This window comes from Micromonospora xinjiangensis, assembly GCF_056150165.1.
Map to the genome: position 1 here is coordinate 705,570 of NZ_JAXCFO010000003.1, position 20,353 is coordinate 725,922.

Below are 20,353 nucleotides of genomic sequence, written 5' to 3' on the forward strand. Positions count from 1 at the left end.
CGCGACTGTCGCCCACCGACCGGGGTAAGCCGTCTGCCGCCGGTCGCCGCGGCCGGCGGGTGGAGGTGTGCCGTGGACGTGCGCAGCAGCCAGGTGACGATCCCGGTCGGGGAGGCCGGGCTCCCGGCCGACATGGTCCTCCCCGTCGACCCGGTCGGCGTGGTGCTCTTCGCCCACGGCAGCGGCAGCTCCCGGCACAGCCCGCGTAACACGGCCGTGGCCCGCGTCCTCAACCAGCAGGCACTCGGGACCGTGCTGGTCGACCTGCTCACGCCGGCCGAGGACGCGGTGGACGCGCGGACGGCCGAACTGCGCTTCGACATCGGGCTGCTGGCCGACCGGCTGGCCGCGATCGTCGACTGGCTGGCCGCCGAGCCGTCCACCCGGGGAACGCCGATCGGCCTCTTCGGGGCCAGCACCGGAGCCGCCGCGGCCCTCGTGAGCGCGGCCGCGCGGCCCGATCAGGTGGGTGCGGTGGTCTCCCGGGGTGGTCGGCCCGATCTGGCCGGTTCCGCGCTCTCCGCCGTACGCGCTCCGACACTGCTCCTGGTCGGCGGCCTCGACGAGCAGGTCATCACCCTCAACGAGCAGGCCCGGGACGCGCTGCCCGGGACGGTCGAACTGCACGTCGTGCCCGGTGCGACCCACCTCTTCGAGGAGCCCGGCACCCTCGAACAGGTCGCCGACGAAGCCGCCTCCTGGTTCGCCACCCACCTGGCCCGGTGACCGAGCGCCGGCCGGCCGTACCGGCGTTTGCCCTCCGGCCCGTCGGGAAGGCACCAGATTCGGCACCGACGAGGAGGAACTCATGAGCAGCTTCATGGACAAGGCCAAGGACTTCGTGAACAAGCACGACAAGCAGGTCGACCAGGGGCTGAAGAAGGCCGGGGAGATGGCCAACAAGCGCACCGGCGGCAGGTACGAGGAAAAGATCAACAAGGGTGTCGACCAGGCCCAGTCGCGTACGGGTCAGGGCGACCAGTCCCGGTGACGTCCCGGCGCGCCGCTCCGGCGGTGTCTCACTCCCGGGCCGCCGCTGCGGCGGCCCGGGAGCGGGCGTGACCGGGGCGCCATGAATCACCCGCGCCGGGTGGGGTAACCGCCGCCATGGCCGACGACCGTGTGGACCGGGAACCCCAACGGTCACATCTCCTCACGGCCGCCGAGCGTGGCAGTGAGCAGCTGGCGCAGGCCCGGCGTCGCGGCGGGGAGGCGGGCAAGGTCCGCCTGCGCCAGCTCGAGGTCACGTTGGTCATCGCGACGCAGGCCGGCCTCGCCGCCGCGCTCGCCACGCTCCTGGCCCAACTGTTCTTCGGGCACGGCATGCACGTCTTCGCCCCGGCGGCCGCGGTCGCCACCATCGCCACGGCGATCGGTCAGCGTGCCCGCCGCACCTTCGAACTGCTCGCCGGCGTGGGGCTGGGCATCCTGATCGGGGACGTGCTGCGCCTCGTGCTCGGCACCGGCGCCTGGCAGACCGGCCTGGTGGTGGGGCTCGCCATCGCCGCCGCGCTACTGGTGGCCGGCAGGGGCGGGGCGTTGGTCGGTCAGGCCGGCGGTACGGCCGTCCTGATCTCCACCCTGACTCCCATGGAGGGCCGGCTCGAGGTGCCCCGGATCCTCGACGCCCTGCTGGGCGGTGGCATCGGTCTGCTGGTGGTCGCGCTGCTGCTGCCCGTCAACCCGATCCGGGTGCTCAACCGGGCCGCGGCGCCGCTGTTCGAGATGACGAAGAAGCAGCTCCAGGAGATAGCCGGCGCTCTCCAGGAGCGGGACTCCGAGCGGGCCATCCGGGCGCTGGAGGTACTGCGTGGCGCCGACGCGGACCTGGGCCGGCTGAACGAGGTCCTCAGCGGGGCCGACGAGGTGGTCACCCTGGCCCCGGCGCGCTGGCACCGTCGGGCACAGTTCCACGAGCTCGCCCGCGCCGTGGGGCAGTTCGAGCGGCTCGTGCTGGATGTCCGCGTCCTGGCTCGGCGGTCGGCGACCGTGATCCAGTACGGTGAGCCGATCCCGACCGAGCTGCCGGCCGCGTTTCTGCGACTGGCCGACGCGCTCGACGAGATGGGCCGAGCCTGTTGGCACGGTGAGTCGCTCCAGGAGGCGCGGCGGCTCGCGCTGGAGGCGGCCGACCTGGCCGGCAGGGCCTGGGCCCAGGGCGTCCACTCGTACGGGGACTCCGTGATCACCGACCTCCGCTCCGGGGCCAGCGACCTGCTCCGGGCCACCGGGTACGAGCCGGAGGAGGCCAACCGGTTGGTGCGGACGGCCGCCGGAGCGGGCCAGCGAGCGGTCCGTCCACCGGTCCGCCGCCGGCTGCATCGGACAGCCCGGACGAACTTCTCGACCAGAACCACCCGGGAGGCACGGCGTGCCGCGCTGCGCAGCAGAACGGCCCGGAACGCGAAAAGACGGGCCGGGCGCCCCGCGAAGGGGAGCCCGGCCCGGTGAGGCTGCGGATCAGGAGGAGTAGCCCCGCTCCGCGATCCAGTTGGCGACCTTGGCGAGCGGCATCCAGTACTCGCTGTTGGTCGGGTCGGCCGGGTCGGCGATCCGGATCGCGTCCCCGCCGTCGCGGTAGCCGATCAGGGTGACGTAGTGCCCGCCCTCGTACGAGTGCGGGTTGCCGTCCGTGTCGACGGCCGTGCCCTTGACGTTGGCCACCACCGGTCGGCCGTCGTCCAACGCGTTCATCACGTCGGTACGCAGCCGCTCCACCTCGTGGGGCTTCGCCACCGAGTCACGGATCTCGGTGGTCTTGTACTTGCCACCGGTCAGCTCGTTCAGCACCCGGGTGGTGTCCAGGGCCGACGGGGTGCCGGCCTCGGTGGTGCCCAGCAGCGCGGCGACCTCGTCCTGCGACATCGCCTTGCCCTGGGCGGAGAGAGCGATCCGGGTGGCGGCCGGGCCGCAGTAGTAGAAGTTCGGCTGTGCCTCGTAGCTCACACCCACCAGGCGCTCGGCACGCCGGTCGTGGCCACCCTTGTCGGCCTGGCCCTTGTCGGCCTGGGCGGACGTCGTCGGGCCGGTCTGGACCGGGGCGGCGTGTGCGGCCACCGCGGGACCCAGCGCGCACCCGCCGGCGACCAGCAGGCCGGCGACGGACAGACCACTCTTCTGCACGATCGGGTTCATGTCGGGCTCCAATCGGGGGGTTTGACGCCTCCGGGGAGGCGCAAGCACCAGGACAGGCGCTCGGCACATCAGGGATCACGACGCCCCGGGTATGTGGCCTCCCGGGCCGTACCGGGGGTGCAACCGCCCTGCTCCACCGGACATTCCAGGGCCGGTGGCGGCCGCGGAGAAACCCTCGCCGTTCGCCGTCAGGCGAGGTGGGGGCGCCGCGAACAGGTGCAACAGCGGCGGGGGCGGGCGGATTCCGCGCACGACGCGCCGGTGTGGCGTGACGGCCGCCCCAGACCGCTCGGGGGGTGGGCGGGGGCGCCCTGCGGGAACCGGACAGGGCGCGCGGGGGCGCCTCGCGGGGACGGACGGGTGAATCCCCGCAAGCACCCGATCCGGTCAGTCGGCGCGGTCGGTCACAGGCTGCCCAGCAGCCGGGTCACGGTGATCTCGATGACCACCCGCTCGGGGTTGGGGCGCGGGGTCCGGTACCGCTGCGCGTACCGGCGTTCCGCCTCGGCCACGGCGGCCGGGTCCGTGCGTACGACCGCCCGTCCCTCGACGGTCAGCCAGCGCCGGCCGTCGACGTGGCAGACCGCGACCGGCCTGCCCTCCGGGCCGCCAGCGGCCACGTGCCGGGCCTTGCGGGACGCGGCGGAGGTGATCACCCGGGCCAGCCCGTCCGCCGCGTCCAGGGTCACGCCGACGGGCACCACGTGCGGGGTGCCGTCGGCGCGGAGCGTGGTGAGCGTCGCCAGGTGGCGCTCCCGGAAGAACGCGGCGACCCGCTCGTCACGAATGTCCAACAGGTGCCCAGCGGCCATCTTCGTCCCCCGTCTCGCGGCGTGGACCGATCATGGCACGGGCCGGCGGGCGCGCCCGTGCTCCGGCGGCACGTCCGGCTGGCCGGGCAGCCGGCGGGCGGTCGCCCGGTGCCGCTGGACCAACCGACCCAGATAGATCAACGCCGCGGTCAGGACGCCCATGTCGTCCAGGTAGATCGGGTCGGGCAGCAGGTCCACCGGAAAGATCGTGTAGAGCAGGGCCCCGTAGAGGGCCACCTTGCCGCTGGCACCGAACGAGGTGAGCAGGCGGTGGGTCCGTACCACCTTGACCGCCAGCACCACGGCGCCGACGAGCGTGGCGAGCAGCAGGACGCCGGCGATGACGACGAGGACCCACGCTTCCCGGGACATGCGGTCACGCTAACCCACATCGACCACGCCGGCGCGGCACCCGGTCATCGGCGCGCGACGGTGGCCGGCGGAGCTGCTGACCCCGCCCGCGCGCCGTCCGCACTCAGTACGCCGGGACGGCGGCGCGGCCCCGCGCCACGACCGGGTTCTCCCGCGTCTGCTCGGACGGGCGGACGACCTCGCTGAGCGGCAGCACCGCCTGCGACTCCTCGTCACGGCGACCGGTGGCGGCGAACGCCTCGTCCCGCAGGCTGCGCGCCGCCGCCGCGGCCAGTTCGGCCTGACGCCACGCCGCCTGCTCCTGCTCCCGCGCGGCCCGGTGCCGGGCGAGGAGGTTGTCCCGCACCGCGCGCCGCAGCACCAGCTCCTGCTCCACGGGGTGGCGTCGGGGATCCCAGCCGTTGCGGTGGGCGAACACGTCGCTCAGCTGCTCGACCGACAGCTCCCGACGCCAGTACGCGTCCAGCGCCGCCCGGTGCAGGTAACGCTCGCGGTCGACGTACTCGGCGGGCGTGCGGGCGGTGCGTGGCAGGGGCATCGCCGCGGCGGCGTTCAGCCGGCGGACATCCGCCTCGGCCGCCTCGTACGCCTCCCAGGCCGCCTCGACCGCCTCCTGCGCGGCGAGCCACTCGGCCCGACGGCGCTGGGCGGTGGCCGTCGCGCGCTCGGCGGCCACCGCGACCTCCTGCGCGTAACGGGCCCGTTCCCGCTCCTCCTCGGCCAGTTCGAGCGGGCTCGGCATGGCGGCGTCGCGGATCCGGGCGGCCGCTTCGGTCGAGAGCCGGCCCGGGCGCAGCAGCAGGGCGGCGACGGTGGCGGTCACCACGGCGAGCAGGCTCAGCCAGATGACGGCGGCGCGGGGCACCTCGGGCAGGACGGCGGAGAGGACGGTCTGCATCATCTGCACCTCGTGGTCGTTGGTCGGGAGTGGACGGTCGGACCCGCGGGCGGGCGGAACGTGTCTGGGGCGTGAGGGCCACCGCCGGGCGCGGCGCATCGCTGACGGGCGGCCACCGGCCGCACCGGAGATCGGGTCGTCGAGCGGTGCGGACTGCCCCCGGGCCAGCCGGGCGATGCCGGTGCCAACCCTCCCCGGGTCACCCGTCACGGCTCTGGATCGGCCACCAGCGCGACCGGAACACGGCCCCGAGGGGCGCACGTGTGCCGGCAGGGCGACGGCGGGTGCCGGGAGCGGACGGGCCGGGCGTACCGATCAGGTCACCGCGGCGCCCGGGGGCGGGACGGCCCTCGGATCAGGCGAGCGGTGGACCGCGCCGGGCGGGGGCGCCTCGGCCGGGCTCGCCAGCCGGAGCGGTCTCAGCCGCCGGCACCATGACGGCGACGGCGACGGCGGCGACGTGCCGGTCGGCCGGGCGGGGTGCGGGAGTGCCGGCGTCGGCGAGCCGCTCGACGACCGGTGCCGCCTCGGGGCGCAGCACATCGGCGCGGCTGCTGACCGCACTGGGCTGAAGCTGAGCGGCGGCGGTGGCCGGCACCGGGGCCGGAGTGGCGCCCCCGAGGCCGACGGCGAGCGCGATCGCGGCCACAGCCAGCCGGGTCATCTCGCGCAGCGAACGCAGCGTGGCCCGCCAGGTGGGGCGGGTGGACGCTACGGACAGCACGTCACCAACCTATCGCGCTGAGCCGACCCGTGCAGCGCGCCGACGGCGTCCGCGAACGTGACCGTGCCCACCCTGCGTTGTGGACGGACGCCTCGGGAGCGGGCGACGGCCGGCCGCCACGCCGCCGCTGCCCGTGGGTTGTCGGCGGGCCCGCCGTCGCTTCCGGTCAGCGACGCGCGGTCGGTTCGCGCCTCACGGCCGCCGGGCCGACATGGCGACGGCCCATCCGAAGACGCTCCGGACGGGCCGTCGAAGTGTTCTCGGGCGGGGTCAGCCGCCGGAGCCGAGGACCGGGGGCGCCGCGTCCTTGCCGTCGCCCCAGACCATCTCGTCCTCGGTCAGCCAGGTCAGACGGTCGTCGGACTCGTCCTCGGCCTGCTGGCCGCGGCCGCCGAGCACGCCAGGCCGGTTCACGCCGGCACCCCGGCCGCGGCCCACCGCCGCGTCCCGGGCCGCGCCGTCACGCCGGACATCCACGCCCCGCCCCACGCCCGCCGCCGAGCGGGGATCGGCAGGGGCGGCGCCAGCGGCCGGACGGGCTGCCGCCGGAGGGGCGCTCCCGGTGGAGCCGGCCAACGCCGCGGTGCTGACAACGCCGCCGAGCGCCGCTGCGCCCACGCTGCCGACGAGCAGGCCCGACCCGGCGCCCGGGGTCGCGCCGCCGGAACCGGCGAGGCCAAGGGTGCCGGGGGAGGCGCCGGTGGCCACCGTGCCGCCAGCCACGTCCACCCCCGCGAGCGAGGTGCCGACGCCGGGCTCGACGTCACCGGACCCGGTCGGGCCGGTGCCCGTGCCGACCGTCCCCCCGCCGATCGTGCCCGACCCCTCGCCGCCGTGCCCCGTGCCCGGCCCGCCGGTGATCCCGTGGGGATTGGCGATCGTGGCGTTGCCCGTGTGCGGGCCACCGTGGCTGAGCACCGGCGCCGACGTCGGAGTGTTCACGTTCGGGCCGATCCGCGTGTCGGCCCTGCCGTCGTCCAGGGTGCCCGGCGTGTCCGGATCCGGCGGCGGGGGCGGGACGACGCGACCGTAGGCGGAGAGGTCGTAGCCCTCGGCCAGGTCGGCCACCACCTTGATCATGCGTTGGTGGGCCTTCTCCTGCTCTTCCTTGTCCTGCTGGTGGCCGAGCAACCCGCCGACGACCGCGCCCGGAAGGCCGAGGGTGAGGCCGCCCTTGACCGCCCCCGACAGGGCCTTGTCGTGGTCGTCGGTCTCCTCGGGGCTCTCCGACTGCTTCTGCGCCGTCCGCAACGCGCCGGCCATCATGGTCAGTGCCTGCTTGACGTCGGCCATGCCCTCGCCGAGGGTGCCCGCGTAGTCGACGATCAGCGTCAGCCGGCGCTGGTATTCGAGCCCGGCCGAGCCGACCCAGGTGTTGGCGAGCTTCTCCAGGTCGCCACCGAGGTCACGGGCGAGGCCGTCGACGATGCCCTTGAGCGCCGACCACTGGGCCGCCAGGCCGTCGATCTGCTCGGGCTGGCCCGCCATGACGCCGTCGTAGAGCTCCTGGTGGCTCGCGCCCTCGTAGCGCGCGGTGTATTCAGACACGCGGTTCCCCCTCCCGCTCGAGCGCGTCGTCGACCCCGGCGAGTGCCGCGGAGATGTCCGCCGCCGTGGCCGCGTTGCGGGCCTCGGCCGTGCGGTAGTTGGCCAGGATCGTGCTGGTCGCCTTCTGCGCCGCCTGCACCGCCTGACGGAGTCGCCCGGCCTGCTCGGCGTAGGACTGGTGGATCTCGGAGTATCGACGGGAGTTGCTCGTGGCGTGGGCGAACGTGCCCAGCGCCGGCGGGTTGCACTGCATCTCGGTGTTGAGCTTCCGCAACAACGAATCGGCTTGGGTCAGCCTGTCGGCCAACCGCTTGTGGAAGTCCTCAAGGGACAGCAGATCGACTTCCGTGCGCCCGGTCATGGCAACATCCCCGCAGTGGTAATCGACATCCTTCGCCAGCCTCAGGTTAGTCGACCGCGACGAGCCGGGCGACCCGCTACCCGCCCGGGCACGGGACGCCGACTCGCTCAGCCGCCGTTGCCCGGGGCGCCGGAGGTCGGCGCCCCGGTGGTCTGTCCACCCGTGGCCGAGGTGCCGGGCGACGGGGCACCGGAGGTCGGCGCGCTGCTGCCCGATGTGCCGGGTGTCGGCGTGCCGCCCCCCGCCGGCGGCGACGAACGGCTCGCCTCCGGGCTCGGTGACCGGGCCGGCGTCGAGGCGCCCGTCGCCGGGGCGCCGGGCTCGAAGACGGCCGAGGCGGCCTCGCGGTCCAGCGTGGGCCCGGTCGGGATGAGGGCGAGCAACGAGCCGGGCACGGCCAGCGGGGTGACCCCGCCGTAGCCCAGTGCCACGACCGCGTTGCCCCCGCGCGTGCCGAGCGGGTACCGGACACCCTGGGGGCTGATCAGGTAGACGGTCGAGCCGGCCGCTCCGGTGCCGCTCTGGCCCGCGCCCACGGCCGCCTGCGCCAGCACACCCTTGCCACCCGGGAGGAGCACCTGGTCCGCCGTGCGTACGGAGTCGCGGCTGGTCTGCCGGACGGGCAGCGAGTCCGGCTGGCTGCCGCTCAGCTCCGCGGGCGCCCGGTCGAACACCTCAAGGGTGGTGACCGGCGGACCTCCGGCCGGGCCCTCGCGGTAGGTCGCGCAGACCACCGTCTGCCCGTTCTGCGCGGGGTAGAGCTCGGGCAGCTGCTGCGGCATACCCTGCTCCTCCACCCGCCGGTCCACGTAGTTGTTGCCGACCTGGTCGGGGGTGATGTCGATGATCCTGCCGCCCTGGCGGAGCAGCAGCAGCGCGGTCACCTCCCCGATCGACGCCAGGCCCTGCCGGGTCAGCACGTAGTGCCGGTCCGCGGCCCGGTACACCTGGCCGACGCGGCCGGCCTGGCCCGCGACCGACCGCCCGCTCGGCTGGCCCATTCCCTCGAGCGACAGCTCGCGCAGGGCGGGACCGGCCGGGATGGCGTTGAGCAGCTGCTGGCCCACGGTGAGCGTGGGTGCGTTCGCCATCCGCAGCGCGGCCACCCGGCTCTCGCCGCTCAGGTGCAGGCGCATGTCGTTCGTGAGCAGGTACCGCTGGTCGCCACCGAGGGTGACGAGGACCGCCCGGTCACCGAGGGGCGTGCCGCCGGGGAGCGGCCGGTCGATCACCAGGTGGGTCCTCGACCGTCGGGGGTCGGTCGGGTCGGGCACCTGGCAGACCGACCAGGGCAGTCCGGCCAGCGACTTGCGGTCCGGCACGGCGTTGGGTGCACCGACGATCCCCGCGGTGTGGCCGCGCGGCCGGTCCTGGATGGACGCCTGCGACATCGTGCGGATGGGCGGATCGGCCTGGTCGAGGATCAGTCGGGCCGACGCGTAGTTGAGGGTCGGGTACAGGCGGCCCTCGGTGTAGACGTACGTGGCGCCGGTCTCGCGCTCGATCACGAGGGTGTTCGGCTCCAGCGGGGCGCTGTTGCCGGTCAGCTGCCCGTACGCGCCGGCGCCGCCGAGCACCACGGCCGCGGCGATGACGCTGCCGAAGACCGCCATGCCGAGCCGTCGCATCGGCAGGTTGCTGGTCTCGGGGTCGCCCGACAGCAGGGCGGAGACGATCCGGCGGGTGACGAAGCGGTACGCCTGCACCTGATCGCGGCGGGTCCGCATGCTTACCTCCGGCGGGATGGGTCGGCGACGCTCAGGTCCGGGTGGGGTCGCGGGCTTCCCTACGATAAGGGGCCGTCGGCGGGTTCCCGGGACCAGCGCCCGCGACCGGCAGCGTATCGACGTGGCCGTGAGCCGCACCATGCAGGAGGGACAGTCAGCGATGACGCAGCTTCAGGCGCCACCCGCGCGCACGGCCGTGGATCCGTCCCCCGACCGCCCCGTACCGACCGCCGACCAGCGCCGTCGTGGCCGGCTCGGCCCCCTCGTGGTCGGCCAGCTCGTCATCGTGGAACTCTGCGCGGTGGCCGTCTGGGCGGCGCTCGGCGGGCCGGCCTGGCTGGTCGGTGTGGTCACCGCCGTCGCCCTGATCGTGCTGTTGGCCGTGTTCGCCCGCCGGGGCGGCCGCTGGTGGTACGAGGACGTCGTGCTGCGGCGCCGGTTGAAGCGCCGCCGGGCCCGGGCGCGCGCCGCGCTGGCCGCGGGCGGTGGGGCCGACCCGCGCCTGGTGTCGCTCGCCCCGCAGCTGTCCGTGATCGAGCTGACCGACCGCGGCACCCGGCTCGGCATCGGCCAGGACGAGCACGGCTGGTTCGCCGCGGTGGCGCTCTACGGCCGCTCGGGCGCGCCGGTCGGCTCGGTGGAGTCGTCCGTGGTGGACCGGGCGCTGCGCGTGCTCGCCGACTTCACGGCGCCTGTCACGTTGGCGCAGGTGGTGTCGCACACCCTCGTCTGGTACCCGGCCCCGGGCGCTCCGCCCGCGGCACACCGTACGGTCTGGGTGGCGCTGCGCCTCACGGTGCGCGACGCCCGGACGGAGGCCGTGACCCGCGGCGGGGGCCTGGCCGGTGTGCACCGCACGCTGGCCGCCGGCATCGGCCGCCTGGGCAAGGCGCTGAACGCGGAGGGCCTCACCCACCGGGCGCTCAGCCGCGACGAACTGCGCGCCGCCGTTGTCTCCGCCGCCGGTCTGGACCTCACGCCGGACCCGCCGACCGAGACCTGGACGGGGCTGCGGGGCGGCGGCTGGACGCACCGCTGCCTGGCCCTGCGGCCCCGGCCGGACGCGCCGCTCGGCCCGCTCGTCGACGCGGTGACCGCGACCTCCGCGCCCTCGCACACCGTGGCCGCCGTCGTGCTGCCGGGCGGTCGCTCCGTCGCGCCGCTGCTGCGCGTCGCCGCCATGGACGGTCACGTCGAGGCGCTCGTGAAGGTGGTGCGCGACGTGGCACGCCAGTGCGGCACCCCGGCCCGCCCGCTCGACGGCCAGCACGGGCCGGGCGTCTGGGCGGCCACCCCGACGGGGGCGCTGCCCGGCGGGGTCGGGTCGGTCAGGGTCGCAGGTTGACGATCCAGCCGTAGAGGCCCAGGACCCAGACGGCCAGCGGCACCAGCGCGACGATCAGCAGGATCTCGACGATGTCCAGCAGCCGGCCCCACACGGGTGAGATCCGCTTGCCGGCGACGGTGAGGCCGTAGATCAGGCTGATCACCGCGGCCAGCAGCAGCCCGCCGACGATCAGGCCGAGCCGCGTCGCCATGCCGCCGTGGGCGAAGGTGGCCGCGGCCGTGAGGCCGAGCCCGACGGTGCCGGTGAGGAGCACCGGAGTGCGCTGGGCGCGGCCGAGGAAGGGGCGGGCCCGCAGCATCGACAGCAGCGCCAGCACCAGGCAGAGGAGCACCGCCGGGAGGCGGCCGTCCAGGGCGAGCACGACCTGGGCGCCGAGCACCAGCAGCGACACCGTCCACAGCAGACCGGTCAGGAACTCGTCGGCGCGCTCGCTGAGCTGCAGCACGCGGCGGCCGTCGACGGACTCCGTGTCGGTCTTCAGGTCGTCGGGGCCGGTCGGGATGGACGGCACGGGAAGCCGCGCCAGCCGGTAGGAGGCCATGGGCAGCGCGGGCACCGCGCCGAACGCGACGGCGGCCACCACCGCCGCGGCCGCCGCCGGACCGATGCCGAAGGTCAGGGAGAGCACCGCACCGAGGCCGGTCGCCGCGCCGATCGCGACGGCGCCGAGGAAGAGCGGCAGGCGGTCGCCGACGGCCAGCGCCGCCACCGCGCCGAAGATCACTACGGCGGTGGCCGCGAGCAGGATGTGCGGGCTGGCCAGATCGGTCAGCGACCGGTCCCCGGCGAGCAGCAGCAGGCCGCCGACACCCGCGTACGCCACACCGACCGTGGCCAGCACCGCGCCGGTGCGGCTGTCGCCGGCCGCCCGGGAGAGCACGGCGGCGCCGACGAGCAGCGCCACCGCGATCAGCAGGGCGGCCAGGGCGCCCGGCAGGTGCGGCGGCCCGGCGAAGAGCGCGGCCACCGCGCCCGCGCCGAGCGCCGCCGCCGCGAACAGGATCCCGAAGGACCGGGTCGTGGCCACCTGCCAGGCGCCGGGCCGGTTGCTGGTCGCCGTCGCGACCGCATCCACCACGTCGTCGAAGACGACCTCGGGTGCGGCCGCCGAACGCGGGTTGAAGTAGAGCACCTCGCCGTCGCGGATGCCGAGCTGCGTGACCGTACGGCCGCCGTCGAGCGGCTGCCCACCCAGCCGCGCCAGGCTCCACCCGCCGTGCCGCACGCCCTCGTCGGCGAGGTCCTCACCGGCGTAACGCAGCAGCGTCGGCAGCAGGTCGGCGAGCGGGACGTCGGACGGTAGGGCGAGATCCATCCGCGTGCGTGGTGCCACGATGGTGATCCGGCTGAGACCGCCGGTAGCTGTCTTCGTCGCCACTGTGGCCTCCTCGTGCTCTCCGTACGATCCCCGGCCCGGGCATCGACCACGGGTCCGCGACGCCCACGGGAGATTACCTACGATGACAGCCACGTACGATGCCCACCCGACGAGTTCGGTCCGTCGCAGAACTTCATCAGGGCCGCTTCTGGGGAGGAGACAGCCGTGAGCACGGTGGTGTTCCGCCGACTCCCGCGCCAGCCGGGGCCAGCCTTACCGCGCGGTGAGGTGCTGCTGGAATCCCCGCCCGAGCTGCCGGAACCGACGCCCCGAGGCATGGGTCAGCTGCTGATGATCCTGCCGATGGTCTGCGGTGTCGGCGCGATGGCCTTCCTGTACGCCGGCCGGGGCGGCGGCATGATGACGTACGTCGCCGGTGGCCTCTTCGGCATCTCGATGCTCGGCATGGCGGTCGGTTCGCTGGCCAACGGCGGCAACGACAAGGCCGAGCTGAACGCCAACCGGCGTGACTACATGCGTTACCTGGCCCAGATGCGCAAGCGCACCCGCCGCGCGGCCGAGCAGCAGCGGGCCGCGATGGCCTGGCGTCACCCGGAGCCGGACGCGCTCTGGTCGATCGCGGCGTCCCGCCGGCTGTGGGAGCGACGCATCACCGAGGACGACTTCGGTGAGACCCGGATCGCGCTCGGCCCGCAGCGGCTCGCGGTGGAGATAGTCCCGCCGGAGACGAAGCCGGTCGAGGACCTGGAGCCGATGAGCGCCATCGCGCTGCGCCGGTTCGTCCGGGCACACTCGACGGTGCCCGACCTGCCCACCGCCCTGTCGCTGCGCTCGTTCAGCCGGGTGGTGCTGCGCGGCGACCGGGAGCCCGTGCTCGACCTGACCCGCGCCGCCCTGGGCCAGCTGGCCACCTTCCACGCGCCGGACGACCTGATCATCGCGGTGGTCGCCGCGCCGGACCGGCAGCCGCACTGGGACTGGGTGAAGTGGCTCCCGCACGCCCAGCACCCCGGGCGGACCGACGCCGCCGGCGCCCGCCGGCTCGTCTTCGCCAGCCTGGCCGAGGCGGAGGAGTCGCTCGCCGACGAGCTCGCCAACCGGCCGCGTTTCGCCCCCGAGGCGAAGCCGCTGACCACCGCGCCGCACCTGGTGGTGGTGCTCGACGGCGGCGAAGTGTCGGCAACCTGTCACCTGATGGGTCCCGGCCTGCTCGGCGCCACGGTCATCGACCTCTCCGGCACCGTGCCCCGCGACGCCGGCCGCTGGCTGCTCTGCCTCGACGCGGGTGACGGCAGCGCGCTGGAGCTGGTGCGCGGCACCAACTCCACCCGCCTCGGCATCCCCGACCGGCTCAGCGCCGAGGCCGCCGAGGGGCTGGCCCGGCAGATCGCCCCCTACCGGCTCTCCCAGCAGCAGACGACCTCCGAGGAGCCGCTGGCCCGCAGCATGGAGCTGCCCGACCTGCTCGGTGTCGGCGACGCCGCCGCCGTGGACGTGCAGCAGACGTGGCGGCCGCGCAGCCACCGCGAACGCCTGCGCATCCCGCTCGGCGTGGGCCCGGACGGCAACGTGGTCGAGCTGGACTTCAAGGAGTCGGCGCACGAGGGTATGGGCCCGCACGGCCTGGTGATCGGCGCGACCGGCTCCGGCAAGAGCGAGCTGCTCCGTACGGTGGTCGCCGCGCTCGCCGTCACCCACTCCTCGGAGGAGCTCAACTTCGTCCTGGTCGACTTCAAGGGCGGCGCGACGTTCGCCTCGCTGGAGGCGCTGCCGCACACCAGCGCCGTCATCACCAACCTGGCCGACGAGCTGCCGCTGGTCGACCGTATGCGCGACGCGCTCGCCGGTGAGATGAACCGCCGGCAGGAGGTCCTGCGCGCGGCCGGCAACTACATCTCCCGCTTCGAGTACGAGAAGGCCCGGGCGGCCGGTGAGCCGCTGGAGCCCATGCCCAGCCTGCTCATCATCTGCGACGAGTTCAGCGAGCTGCTCGCCGCGAAGCCCGACTTCATCGACCTCTTCGTGATGATCGGCCGACTGGGCCGGTCGCTCGGTGTGCACCTCCTCCTGGCCAGCCAGCGGCTGGAGGAGGGCAAGCTGCGCGGCCTCGACACGCACCTGTCGTACCGGATCGGTCTGCGCACCTTCTCCGCCGTCGAGAGCCGGATCGTGCTCGGGGTGCCCGACGCGTACGAGCTGCCGAGCGCGCCCGGCCACGGCTACCTCAAGACCGATACCAGCACCATGCTGCGGTTCCGCGCCGCGTACGTCTCGGGGCCGTACCGGCCGCCGGGCCAGCAGGCGTCGCGCTCGCAGGCGCTGGTGCAGCGCCGCATCGTGCCGTACGGGGTCAACTTCGTGCCGGTGCAGGCGCCGCAGCTGCCCGTCGAGACTGTGCCGGAGCCGGAGGAGCCGGCGGACGGCAAGGCCGTGGCCATGCTGGACGTGCTCATCGACCGGCTCAAGGACCGGGGGCGCCCCGCGCACCAGGTCTGGCTGCCGCCGCTCGCCGAGCCGCCGAACCTGGGCGAGCTGCTGCCGCAGCTCAGCGTGCACCCGAGCCTCGGCCTCTGCACCGCGAGCTGGCCCGGCCGTGGCCGGCTCGCCGTGCCGGTCGGCATCGTCGACCGCCCGTACGAGCAGCGGCGCGACCCGATGATGGTCGACCTGGCCGGCGCGGGCGGCAACGTCGTCATCGTCGGCGCGTCGCTGAGCGGCAAGAGCACCATGCTGCGCTCGATGCTCGCCTCGCTGTCGCTCACCCACACGCCGCGCGAGGTGCAGTTCTTCTGTCTGGACTTCGGCGGCGGCGCGCTGCGCAGCCTGGAGGCGCTGCCCCACATGTCGGGGGTGGCCGGCCGGCGCGACGTCGAGGCGGTCCGCCGCACCGTGGCCGAGGTGGTGGCCATCCTGGACGACCGGGAGGCGCGCTTCGCCCAGCACGGCATCGACTCGGTGGCCAGCTACCGGCGCCGGCGGGCCGCGGGGGAGTTCGCCGACGACCCGTTCGGCGACGTCTTCCTCGTGGTGGACGGCTGGAACACGCTCCGGCAGGAGTACGAGGAGCTGGAGCAGACCATCACGAACCTGGCCAACCGGGGGCTCGGCTTCGGCGTCCACGTGGTCGTCACGGCCGTCCGGTGGGCGGAGATCCGGATCAACATGCGCGACCTGCTCGGCACCAAGCTGGAGCTGCGACTGGGTGACCCGTCCGAGTCGGAGATCGACCGGCGGACGGCCCAGAACGTGCCGGTCGGCGCCCCCGGCCGCGGCATGACCCGCGACAAGCTGCACTTCCTCGCCGCGATCTCGCGGATCGACGGCCGGCGCGACATCGAGGACCTCACGGAGGCGTCCGCCGCGCTGGCGAAGCACGTCGCGGAGAACTGGTCGGGTCGCCCCGCGCCGAAGGTCCGGCTGCTGCCGCGCAAGCTGCCGGTCAGCGAGCTGGCCCGGATCGCGGACCGCTCCGTCCCGGGCCTGCCGATCGGTGTCAACGAGTCGGCACTCGCGCCGGTCTACCTCGACCTCGCCAACGAGCCGCACCTGACGGTCTTCGGCGACGCCGAGTGCGGTAAGACGAACCTGCTCCGGCTCATCGCCCGGGGCATCACCGAGCGGTACACCCCGGCGCAGGCACGTCTGGTGATCGCCGACTACCGGCGTGGCCTGCTCGGTGCGGTGGAGGGGGACCACCTGCTCGACTACGCGCCGTCCAACCAGGTCTTCGCGCAGGGCCTGGCCTCGATCCGCAGCGCGCTCTCCAACCGGTTGCCGGGCCCGGACGTGACCACGGCACAGCTGCGGGACCGCAGCTGGTGGAAGGGGCCGGACCTCTACATCCTGGTGGACGACTACGACCTGGTGGCCAGCGGCGGCAACAACCCGCTCAGCGCCCTGCACGAGCTGCTCCCCCAGGCGCGCGACATCGGGCTGCACCTGATCATCACGCGGCGGGCCGGCGGTGTCGCCCGGGCGCTCTACGAGCCCGTGCTGCAACGGCTGCGCGAACTCGACTCGCCGGGCCTGCTCATGTCCGGCAACCGCGAGGAAGGTGCGGTGTTCGGCACGCTGCGGCCCAGCCCGCAGCCGCCCGGCCGGGGCACACTGGTACGCCGTCGGGACGGTCAGCAGCTCATCCAGACCGCGTGGTCGGAGCCGGTGTAGGGTCACGGGGCAACCACTGTGGACGACAGCCGCCATGGTCGTCGGACCGGGGCCGACCGCACGCGTCGGCCGCCCGCCGCGACGGTGCCGAGCGGGGCCCGACCCAGCTCACCGCACCGTCGCACACGGCCGTGGCGTGCGGGGATTGGCCCGTTTCATCGATTGCCGTACGGCCCGGGGCTGCGCGCGCTGGAACCGGTCCGCTACGGTCTTCTCAGGAGTGTCCGTCGGTGGGGTGTTTCGCCTTGCCGCGGGGGAGGGCGCGGCAGGTCCGCCGCCACAAGATGACGGAAGGGTGTGAAGCATGGCGTTCGAGGTCGAAGCAGCGACTCTACATACCGCCGCGAGTGACGTGCGGTCCACGCGCAGCGAGGTCGACGGCGAGCTGAAGAAGCTGTGGAACGTCGTGGACGATCTGGCCATCGCGTGGAAGGGGCAGGCGTCGACGGGCTTCCAGTCGCTCATGCAGCGCTGGAACGAGGACACCGCGAAGCTGCTGACGGCGATGGACAACATCGCCGACCTGCTCGACAAGTCGGGGACGACGCACCAGGTCAACGACGAAGAGCAGCAGCAGATGCTGGACAAGTTCCACTCTGCCCTCAACCCGTGACGCCTGACCAGGAGCAGAGGAGGAAGTCGTGACGATCAAGGTTGACTACGCGGTCCTCGAGAGCGCCAACCAGCAGATGCAGGCGATCTCGAAGACCATCGACGAGAAGCTGGACACGCTCCGTCAGATGCTGTCCAAGCTCCAGTGGGACGGTCAGGACCGGGTTGCCTACGAGCAGCACCAGGCCCAGTGGGACACCGCCGTTCGGGACATCAACCGCATCCTGAACGACATCGGTGGCGCGGTCGGCATCGCCCGCGAGAACTACGTCACCACCGAGATGAGCAACTCCAAGGTCTGGGGCGGCTGACCAGCACGCCACGCGGCTCCGGTCCGGTTCATCCGGGCCGGAGCCGTTTGCGTTCGTGGAGCGCGCTGACGGGGCACCGGCCGGCGGGCCGACCGCGCGACGGGCCTACGTCGCGGCGCTCGTCGCTCCGGCGGCTGCGGCCGCCCCGGTCCGGCCGCCGGTGATTCCCATCACATACTTCAATGGGTCGGTGCCGGGTGGTGCTCAACCGGTGACCGGCGTGTCGACCTCGGGCGGCCGTCGACCCGGCTGCCAGCCACGGCGGCGGCCACGAACCAGGATCGGCCGGGCCGCCAGCAGCACCACGGCGAGCACGGCGCCCGCCGCCGCCACCCAGATCGCCACCGTGCGCTGCCAGGCCAGCGGATCATCAGGGGCGTCGGGGGCGGGTATCGCCCCGGGCGGAGGGTCGGTGCGGGTACCGAGCAGCGTCGTCACCGCCCGGTACGGGTTCACCACCCCGTAGCCGATCTCGGCGTTGTGCCCCTCCGGCGGGCTGTCCGCCGTCCGGACGAGCCGGTCGGCGACCTGCTGGGGGGTGAGGCTCGGGTGGGCCGAGCGGACCAGCGCGGCCACGCCCGACACGTACGCGGCGGCGAAGCTGGTGCCCCCCTCCTCCTCGACGAGGTAACCCGGGCCGCCCGGTGCCGGCCCGACGATGTTGAGCCCGGGCGCGGCGATGTCGACGTAGTCGCCGGCGACCGAGCTGTCGACGTGCGCGCCCTGCTCGTCCACACCGGCGACCGCGATGACCCCCGGGTACGCGGCCGGGTAGGCGAGGTAGTCCTGCCGCTGCTCCTCTCGGTTTCCCGCGGCGGCCACGAGGAGGACGCCCTTGCTCTCGGCGTACTCGACGGCGGAGGCCAGCACCGGCCGGGGCAGGGTCACCAGGGACAGGTTGATGATGTCGGCGCCGTGGTCGACGGCCCAGCGGATCGCCTCGGCGATCTCCCCGGGCAGCGACTCGTCGTTGGGGGCGCGCTTCTCGGCCAGCACCCGGATCGGGAGGATCCGGGCCTGCGGGGCGACGCCGACGAACGGGGTGCTCGTGTCCTGCCGCCCGGCGATGATGCCGGCCACGATCGTGCCGTGCCCCACCAGGTCACACTGGCCCTTGCTGGACGGGAGCCCGTTGAAGTCGGCCCCGTCGCGGACCTGCCCCTTGAGGATCGGATGGGTGGCCGACACACCTGAGTCGATCACGGCGACGGTCACCCCGGCGCCCCGGGTGAGCTGCCAGACCGACGACGGCTCCAGCCGCTTCAGGGGCCACGGCGTCTCGGTCGGTGCGGCCTCACCGGCCGGGCCGCAGGCCGGCGCTGCCACGGCCGGCGACGGCGGCACGACAGCGGTGCCGAGCAGCACCGTGATGGCTCCACAGAGGACGGCCCGGACCCCGCGTCCGGTCCGGCGGGCCACCTCGCTCCCGTCCAGCCGCAAGCTCTCGCGCACGCCGGAAGACTACCGCCGTCGCGCCCGTCGTGCGGTGACGGGACCGCCCAGCCCCCCCGGAGACCCGCCCGATGCCCTCGCGCCCAACGGACCCGCACGCCGGCAGGCTCGGGTGAAGATCCACGCGACATCCTGGACGTTGTGGCTTCCCGGGCTCGTGAAGGCCACTCCTTCCGTGATGTTGCGCGGATCTTGGGCGTGGGTGGCGGCCGGGGCCGGTCAGCGCGGTCGAGGGTCGGGGTCGGAAGCGTCCGCGTCGGGCGGGTGCCTCTCGGAGCTGGGCGGCGCCTCGCTGAAGAGGGCCAGCAGGGCGCCGACCTCCAGGTACGCCTCGGCCGGGTGGCGGAACCGGCCTGCCGGGTTCAGCGTGTACTCGTTGCGCCGGCCGACCCGGGTGCGGCTGAGGTAGCCGCCGGCCTCCAGGTCGGCGACGATCGCGAGGGCGGCCCGCTCGGTGACACCCACCTCGTCGGCGACGTCACGCAGCCGGGCTGTGGGGTTACGGGCGATGGCGAGCAGCACATGGCCGTGATTGGTGAGGAAAGTCCAGTTCCGAGGGCTTCCGTGACCGCTCTCGATCGTCGCCATGGCCGCCATCGTAGGGCCCGGTGCCGCTGGCCGGCCCCGGGCCGCTCGCACGGCTCACCGCCCGGCCAGGGCCGCTCGGGCTCATCTCGAAGGCTCCGCCGTGGCGTGCTGCCCGCCTGTCATCCGCCCGTCAACACCTGAAATGCAAATCACGAATACCTTGACGGGTCTTCGCTCGGGTGTGACCGTTGACCAGGGCCTGCGACGGGGCTGGCCAGGGCCGATCACGTGGGAATAGAGGTGCGGGATGAGCGGACCCGGATCGCCCGGGCACCCGGGCACGCGGACTGGGTTCGACCAGTCGACGCCGCCGGTCCTCCGCCCGGAGCAGGCGCTCGCCGAGCTTGTCGCGGGCAACCGTCGGTTCGTCTCCGGAGTACCGGACCACCCCAACCAGGACGCCGGCCGCCGTGCCGCCGTCGCCGTCGGGCAGCACCCGTTCGCGGTGATCGTCGGCTGCTCCGACTCACGGCTCGCCGCTGAGATCATCTTCGACCGTGGCCTCGGTGACCTCTTCGTGGTCCGCACCGCCGGGCACACCACCGGGCCGGAGGTCCTGGGCAGCGTCGAGTACGCGGTCACCGTGCTCGGAGCCCCGTTGGTGGTCGTGCTCGGGCACGACTCGTGCGGTGCGGTCCAGGCGGCCCGGGACTCCGTCGCGACGGGCACGCCGCCCCCCGGCCATCTCGGCGCGGTCGTGGACGCCGTCGTGCCCAGCCTCCGCCGTGCCACGGCCGAGGGCGTGGACGACATCAACGGGATCGTCGACATCCACATCGCGGAGACGGTCGAGTCGCTGCTGGGCAGGTCCGCCGCGCTGGCCGCCGAGGTTGCGGCCGGGCGGTGCGCGGTGGTCGGCATGTCGTACCGGCTCGCGGCCGGCGAGGTCCGCCAGGTCGCCGGCACGCTGCCCGCGGCGACCGTCTGAGCCCCGGCGAGCCGGCGAGGCGCGAGCCGAG

Annotated in this window: 19 protein-coding genes; 8 read left to right on the top strand and 11 right to left on the bottom strand. The window is 74.2% G+C overall.

From position 1 onward, the window contains the following. Positions 1-72 precede the first annotated feature (72 nt). From SM573_RS15190 to SM573_RS15200, 3 genes are all read left to right on the top strand, one after another. Positions 73-726, top strand: coding sequence for a dienelactone hydrolase family protein (locus tag SM573_RS15190; protein WP_474616324.1), 654 nt, complete (start codon positions 73-75; stop codon positions 724-726). An 82-nt stretch (positions 727-808) separates the two neighbouring features. Continuing rightward, the gene (locus tag SM573_RS15195) at positions 809-991 is read left to right on the top strand and encodes an antitoxin (protein ID WP_474612814.1); all 183 of its coding nucleotides are present in this window, start codon (positions 809-811) and stop codon (positions 989-991) included. Positions 992-1,107: 116 nt separating this feature from the next. Then, positions 1,108-2,451 (top strand): FUSC family protein, encoded by a 1,344-nt coding sequence (locus SM573_RS15200; protein WP_474616325.1) that lies wholly within the window; start codon positions 1,108-1,110, stop codon positions 2,449-2,451. Positions 2,452-2,460: 9 nt separating this feature from the next. Here SM573_RS15200 and SM573_RS15205 read toward each other — a convergent pair whose 3' ends face one another. The 8 genes from SM573_RS15205 to eccB all read right to left on the bottom strand — a co-directional run bounded on the left by SM573_RS15205 (position 2,461) and on the right by eccB (position 9,577). Beyond that, positions 2,461-3,135 carry a C39 family peptidase gene (locus tag SM573_RS15205; protein WP_474612816.1) on the bottom strand — a complete coding sequence of 225 codons (675 nt, stop codon included), beginning with the start codon at positions 3,133-3,135 and terminating at the stop codon, positions 2,461-2,463. 404 nt (positions 3,136-3,539) lie between these two features. Further along, entirely contained in the window at positions 3,540-3,947 is a 408-nt protein-coding gene (locus tag SM573_RS15210; protein WP_474612817.1) for a pyridoxamine 5'-phosphate oxidase family protein, read from the bottom strand. 30 nt (positions 3,948-3,977) lie between these two features. Continuing rightward, the gene (locus tag SM573_RS15215; RefSeq protein ID WP_474612818.1) at positions 3,978-4,319 is read right to left on the bottom strand and encodes a DUF1232 domain-containing protein; all 342 of its coding nucleotides are present in this window, start codon (positions 4,317-4,319) and stop codon (positions 3,978-3,980) included. Between the two features lie 103 nt (positions 4,320-4,422). Next, entirely contained in the window at positions 4,423-5,220 is a 798-nt protein-coding gene (locus SM573_RS15220; RefSeq protein ID WP_474612909.1) for a hypothetical protein, read from the bottom strand. Between the two features lie 352 nt (positions 5,221-5,572). Next, a complete protein-coding gene (locus SM573_RS15225; protein WP_474612819.1) occupies positions 5,573-5,941 on the bottom strand; it encodes a hypothetical protein in 369 nt (122 codons plus the stop codon). 270 nt (positions 5,942-6,211) lie between these two features. After that, entirely contained in the window at positions 6,212-7,489 is a 1,278-nt protein-coding gene (locus SM573_RS15230; protein WP_474616326.1) for a WXG100 family type VII secretion target, read from the bottom strand. Beyond that, positions 7,482-7,850, bottom strand: coding sequence for a hypothetical protein (locus tag SM573_RS15235; RefSeq protein WP_474612821.1), 369 nt, complete (start codon positions 7,848-7,850; stop codon positions 7,482-7,484). The genes SM573_RS15230 and SM573_RS15235 overlap by 8 nt, the downstream gene beginning before the upstream one ends. A gap of 107 nt (positions 7,851-7,957) precedes the next feature. After that, the gene (gene eccB / locus SM573_RS15240; RefSeq protein WP_474616327.1) at positions 7,958-9,577 is read right to left on the bottom strand and encodes a type VII secretion protein EccB; all 1,620 of its coding nucleotides are present in this window, start codon (positions 9,575-9,577) and stop codon (positions 7,958-7,960) included. Positions 9,578-9,737: 160 nt separating this feature from the next. Here eccB and SM573_RS15245 point away from each other — a divergent pair, with 160 nt between their 5' ends. Beyond that, positions 9,738-10,922, top strand: coding sequence for a type VII secretion protein EccE (locus SM573_RS15245; protein ID WP_474616328.1), 1,185 nt, complete (start codon positions 9,738-9,740; stop codon positions 10,920-10,922). On the opposite strand, the gene eccD is transcribed toward SM573_RS15245, so the two are convergent. Next, entirely contained in the window at positions 10,906-12,303 is a 1,398-nt protein-coding gene (gene eccD / locus SM573_RS15250) for a type VII secretion integral membrane protein EccD (protein ID WP_474612824.1), read from the bottom strand. The two genes, SM573_RS15245 and eccD, sit on opposite strands and share 17 nt — an antisense overlap. A gap of 165 nt (positions 12,304-12,468) precedes the next feature. On the opposite strand from eccD, the gene eccCa reads away from it, so the two are divergent. From eccCa to SM573_RS15265, 3 genes are all read left to right on the top strand, one after another. Beyond that, positions 12,469-16,431, top strand: a complete 3,963-nt coding sequence (eccCa, locus tag SM573_RS15255) for a type VII secretion protein EccCa (RefSeq protein WP_474612825.1) — start codon at positions 12,469-12,471, stop codon at positions 16,429-16,431. A 304-nt stretch (positions 16,432-16,735) separates the two neighbouring features. Continuing rightward, entirely contained in the window at positions 16,736-17,044 is a 309-nt protein-coding gene (locus SM573_RS15260) for a WXG100 family type VII secretion target (RefSeq protein WP_091592956.1), read from the top strand. A 28-nt stretch (positions 17,045-17,072) separates the two neighbouring features. Continuing rightward, a complete protein-coding gene (locus tag SM573_RS15265) occupies positions 17,073-17,354 on the top strand; it encodes a WXG100 family type VII secretion target (protein ID WP_474612826.1) in 282 nt (93 codons plus the stop codon). Between the two features lie 204 nt (positions 17,355-17,558). Here SM573_RS15265 and mycP read toward each other — a convergent pair whose 3' ends face one another. Together mycP and SM573_RS15275 are read right to left on the bottom strand one after the other, a co-directional pair. Continuing rightward, on the bottom strand, positions 17,559-18,806 hold the full coding sequence (gene mycP / locus SM573_RS15270) for a type VII secretion-associated serine protease mycosin (RefSeq protein WP_474616329.1): 1,248 nt from the start codon (positions 18,804-18,806) through the stop codon (positions 17,559-17,561). 219 nt (positions 18,807-19,025) lie between these two features. Then, on the bottom strand, positions 19,026-19,403 hold the full coding sequence (locus SM573_RS15275) for a helix-turn-helix transcriptional regulator (protein WP_474612828.1): 378 nt from the start codon (positions 19,401-19,403) through the stop codon (positions 19,026-19,028). A gap of 238 nt (positions 19,404-19,641) precedes the next feature. Here SM573_RS15275 and SM573_RS15280 point away from each other — a divergent pair, with 238 nt between their 5' ends. Continuing rightward, positions 19,642-20,322 (top strand): carbonic anhydrase, encoded by a 681-nt coding sequence (locus SM573_RS15280; RefSeq protein ID WP_474612829.1) that lies wholly within the window; start codon positions 19,642-19,644, stop codon positions 20,320-20,322. Positions 20,323-20,353: the final 31 nt, after the last annotated feature.

Excerpts from the sequence above, each read along its gene's own strand:
- SM573_RS15195 (WP_474612814.1), top strand. The coding sequence starts at position 809 with ATGAGCAGCTTCATGGACAAGGCCAAGGACTTCGTGAACAAGCACGAC.
- SM573_RS15200 (WP_474616325.1), top strand. The coding sequence starts at position 1,108 with ATGGCCGACGACCGTGTGGACCGGGAACCCCAACGGTCACATCTCCTC.
- SM573_RS15205 (WP_474612816.1), bottom strand. The coding sequence starts at position 3,135 with ATGAACCCGATCGTGCAGAAGAGTGGTCTGTCCGTCGCCGGCCTGCTG.
- SM573_RS15210 (WP_474612817.1), bottom strand. The coding sequence starts at position 3,947 with ATGGCCGCTGGGCACCTGTTGGACATTCGTGACGAGCGGGTCGCCGCG.
- SM573_RS15215 (WP_474612818.1), bottom strand. The coding sequence starts at position 4,319 with ATGTCCCGGGAAGCGTGGGTCCTCGTCGTCATCGCCGGCGTCCTGCTG.
- SM573_RS15220 (WP_474612909.1), bottom strand. The coding sequence starts at position 5,220 with ATGATGCAGACCGTCCTCTCCGCCGTCCTGCCCGAGGTGCCCCGCGCC.
- SM573_RS15235 (WP_474612821.1), bottom strand. The coding sequence starts at position 7,850 with ATGACCGGGCGCACGGAAGTCGATCTGCTGTCCCTTGAGGACTTCCAC.
- eccB (WP_474616327.1), bottom strand. The coding sequence starts at position 9,577 with ATGCGGACCCGCCGCGATCAGGTGCAGGCGTACCGCTTCGTCACCCGC.
- SM573_RS15245 (WP_474616328.1), top strand. The coding sequence starts at position 9,738 with ATGACGCAGCTTCAGGCGCCACCCGCGCGCACGGCCGTGGATCCGTCC.
- SM573_RS15260 (WP_091592956.1), top strand. The coding sequence starts at position 16,736 with ATGGCGTTCGAGGTCGAAGCAGCGACTCTACATACCGCCGCGAGTGAC.
- SM573_RS15275 (WP_474612828.1), bottom strand. The coding sequence starts at position 19,403 with ATGGCGGCCATGGCGACGATCGAGAGCGGTCACGGAAGCCCTCGGAAC.
- SM573_RS15280 (WP_474612829.1), top strand. The coding sequence starts at position 19,642 with ATGAGCGGACCCGGATCGCCCGGGCACCCGGGCACGCGGACTGGGTTC.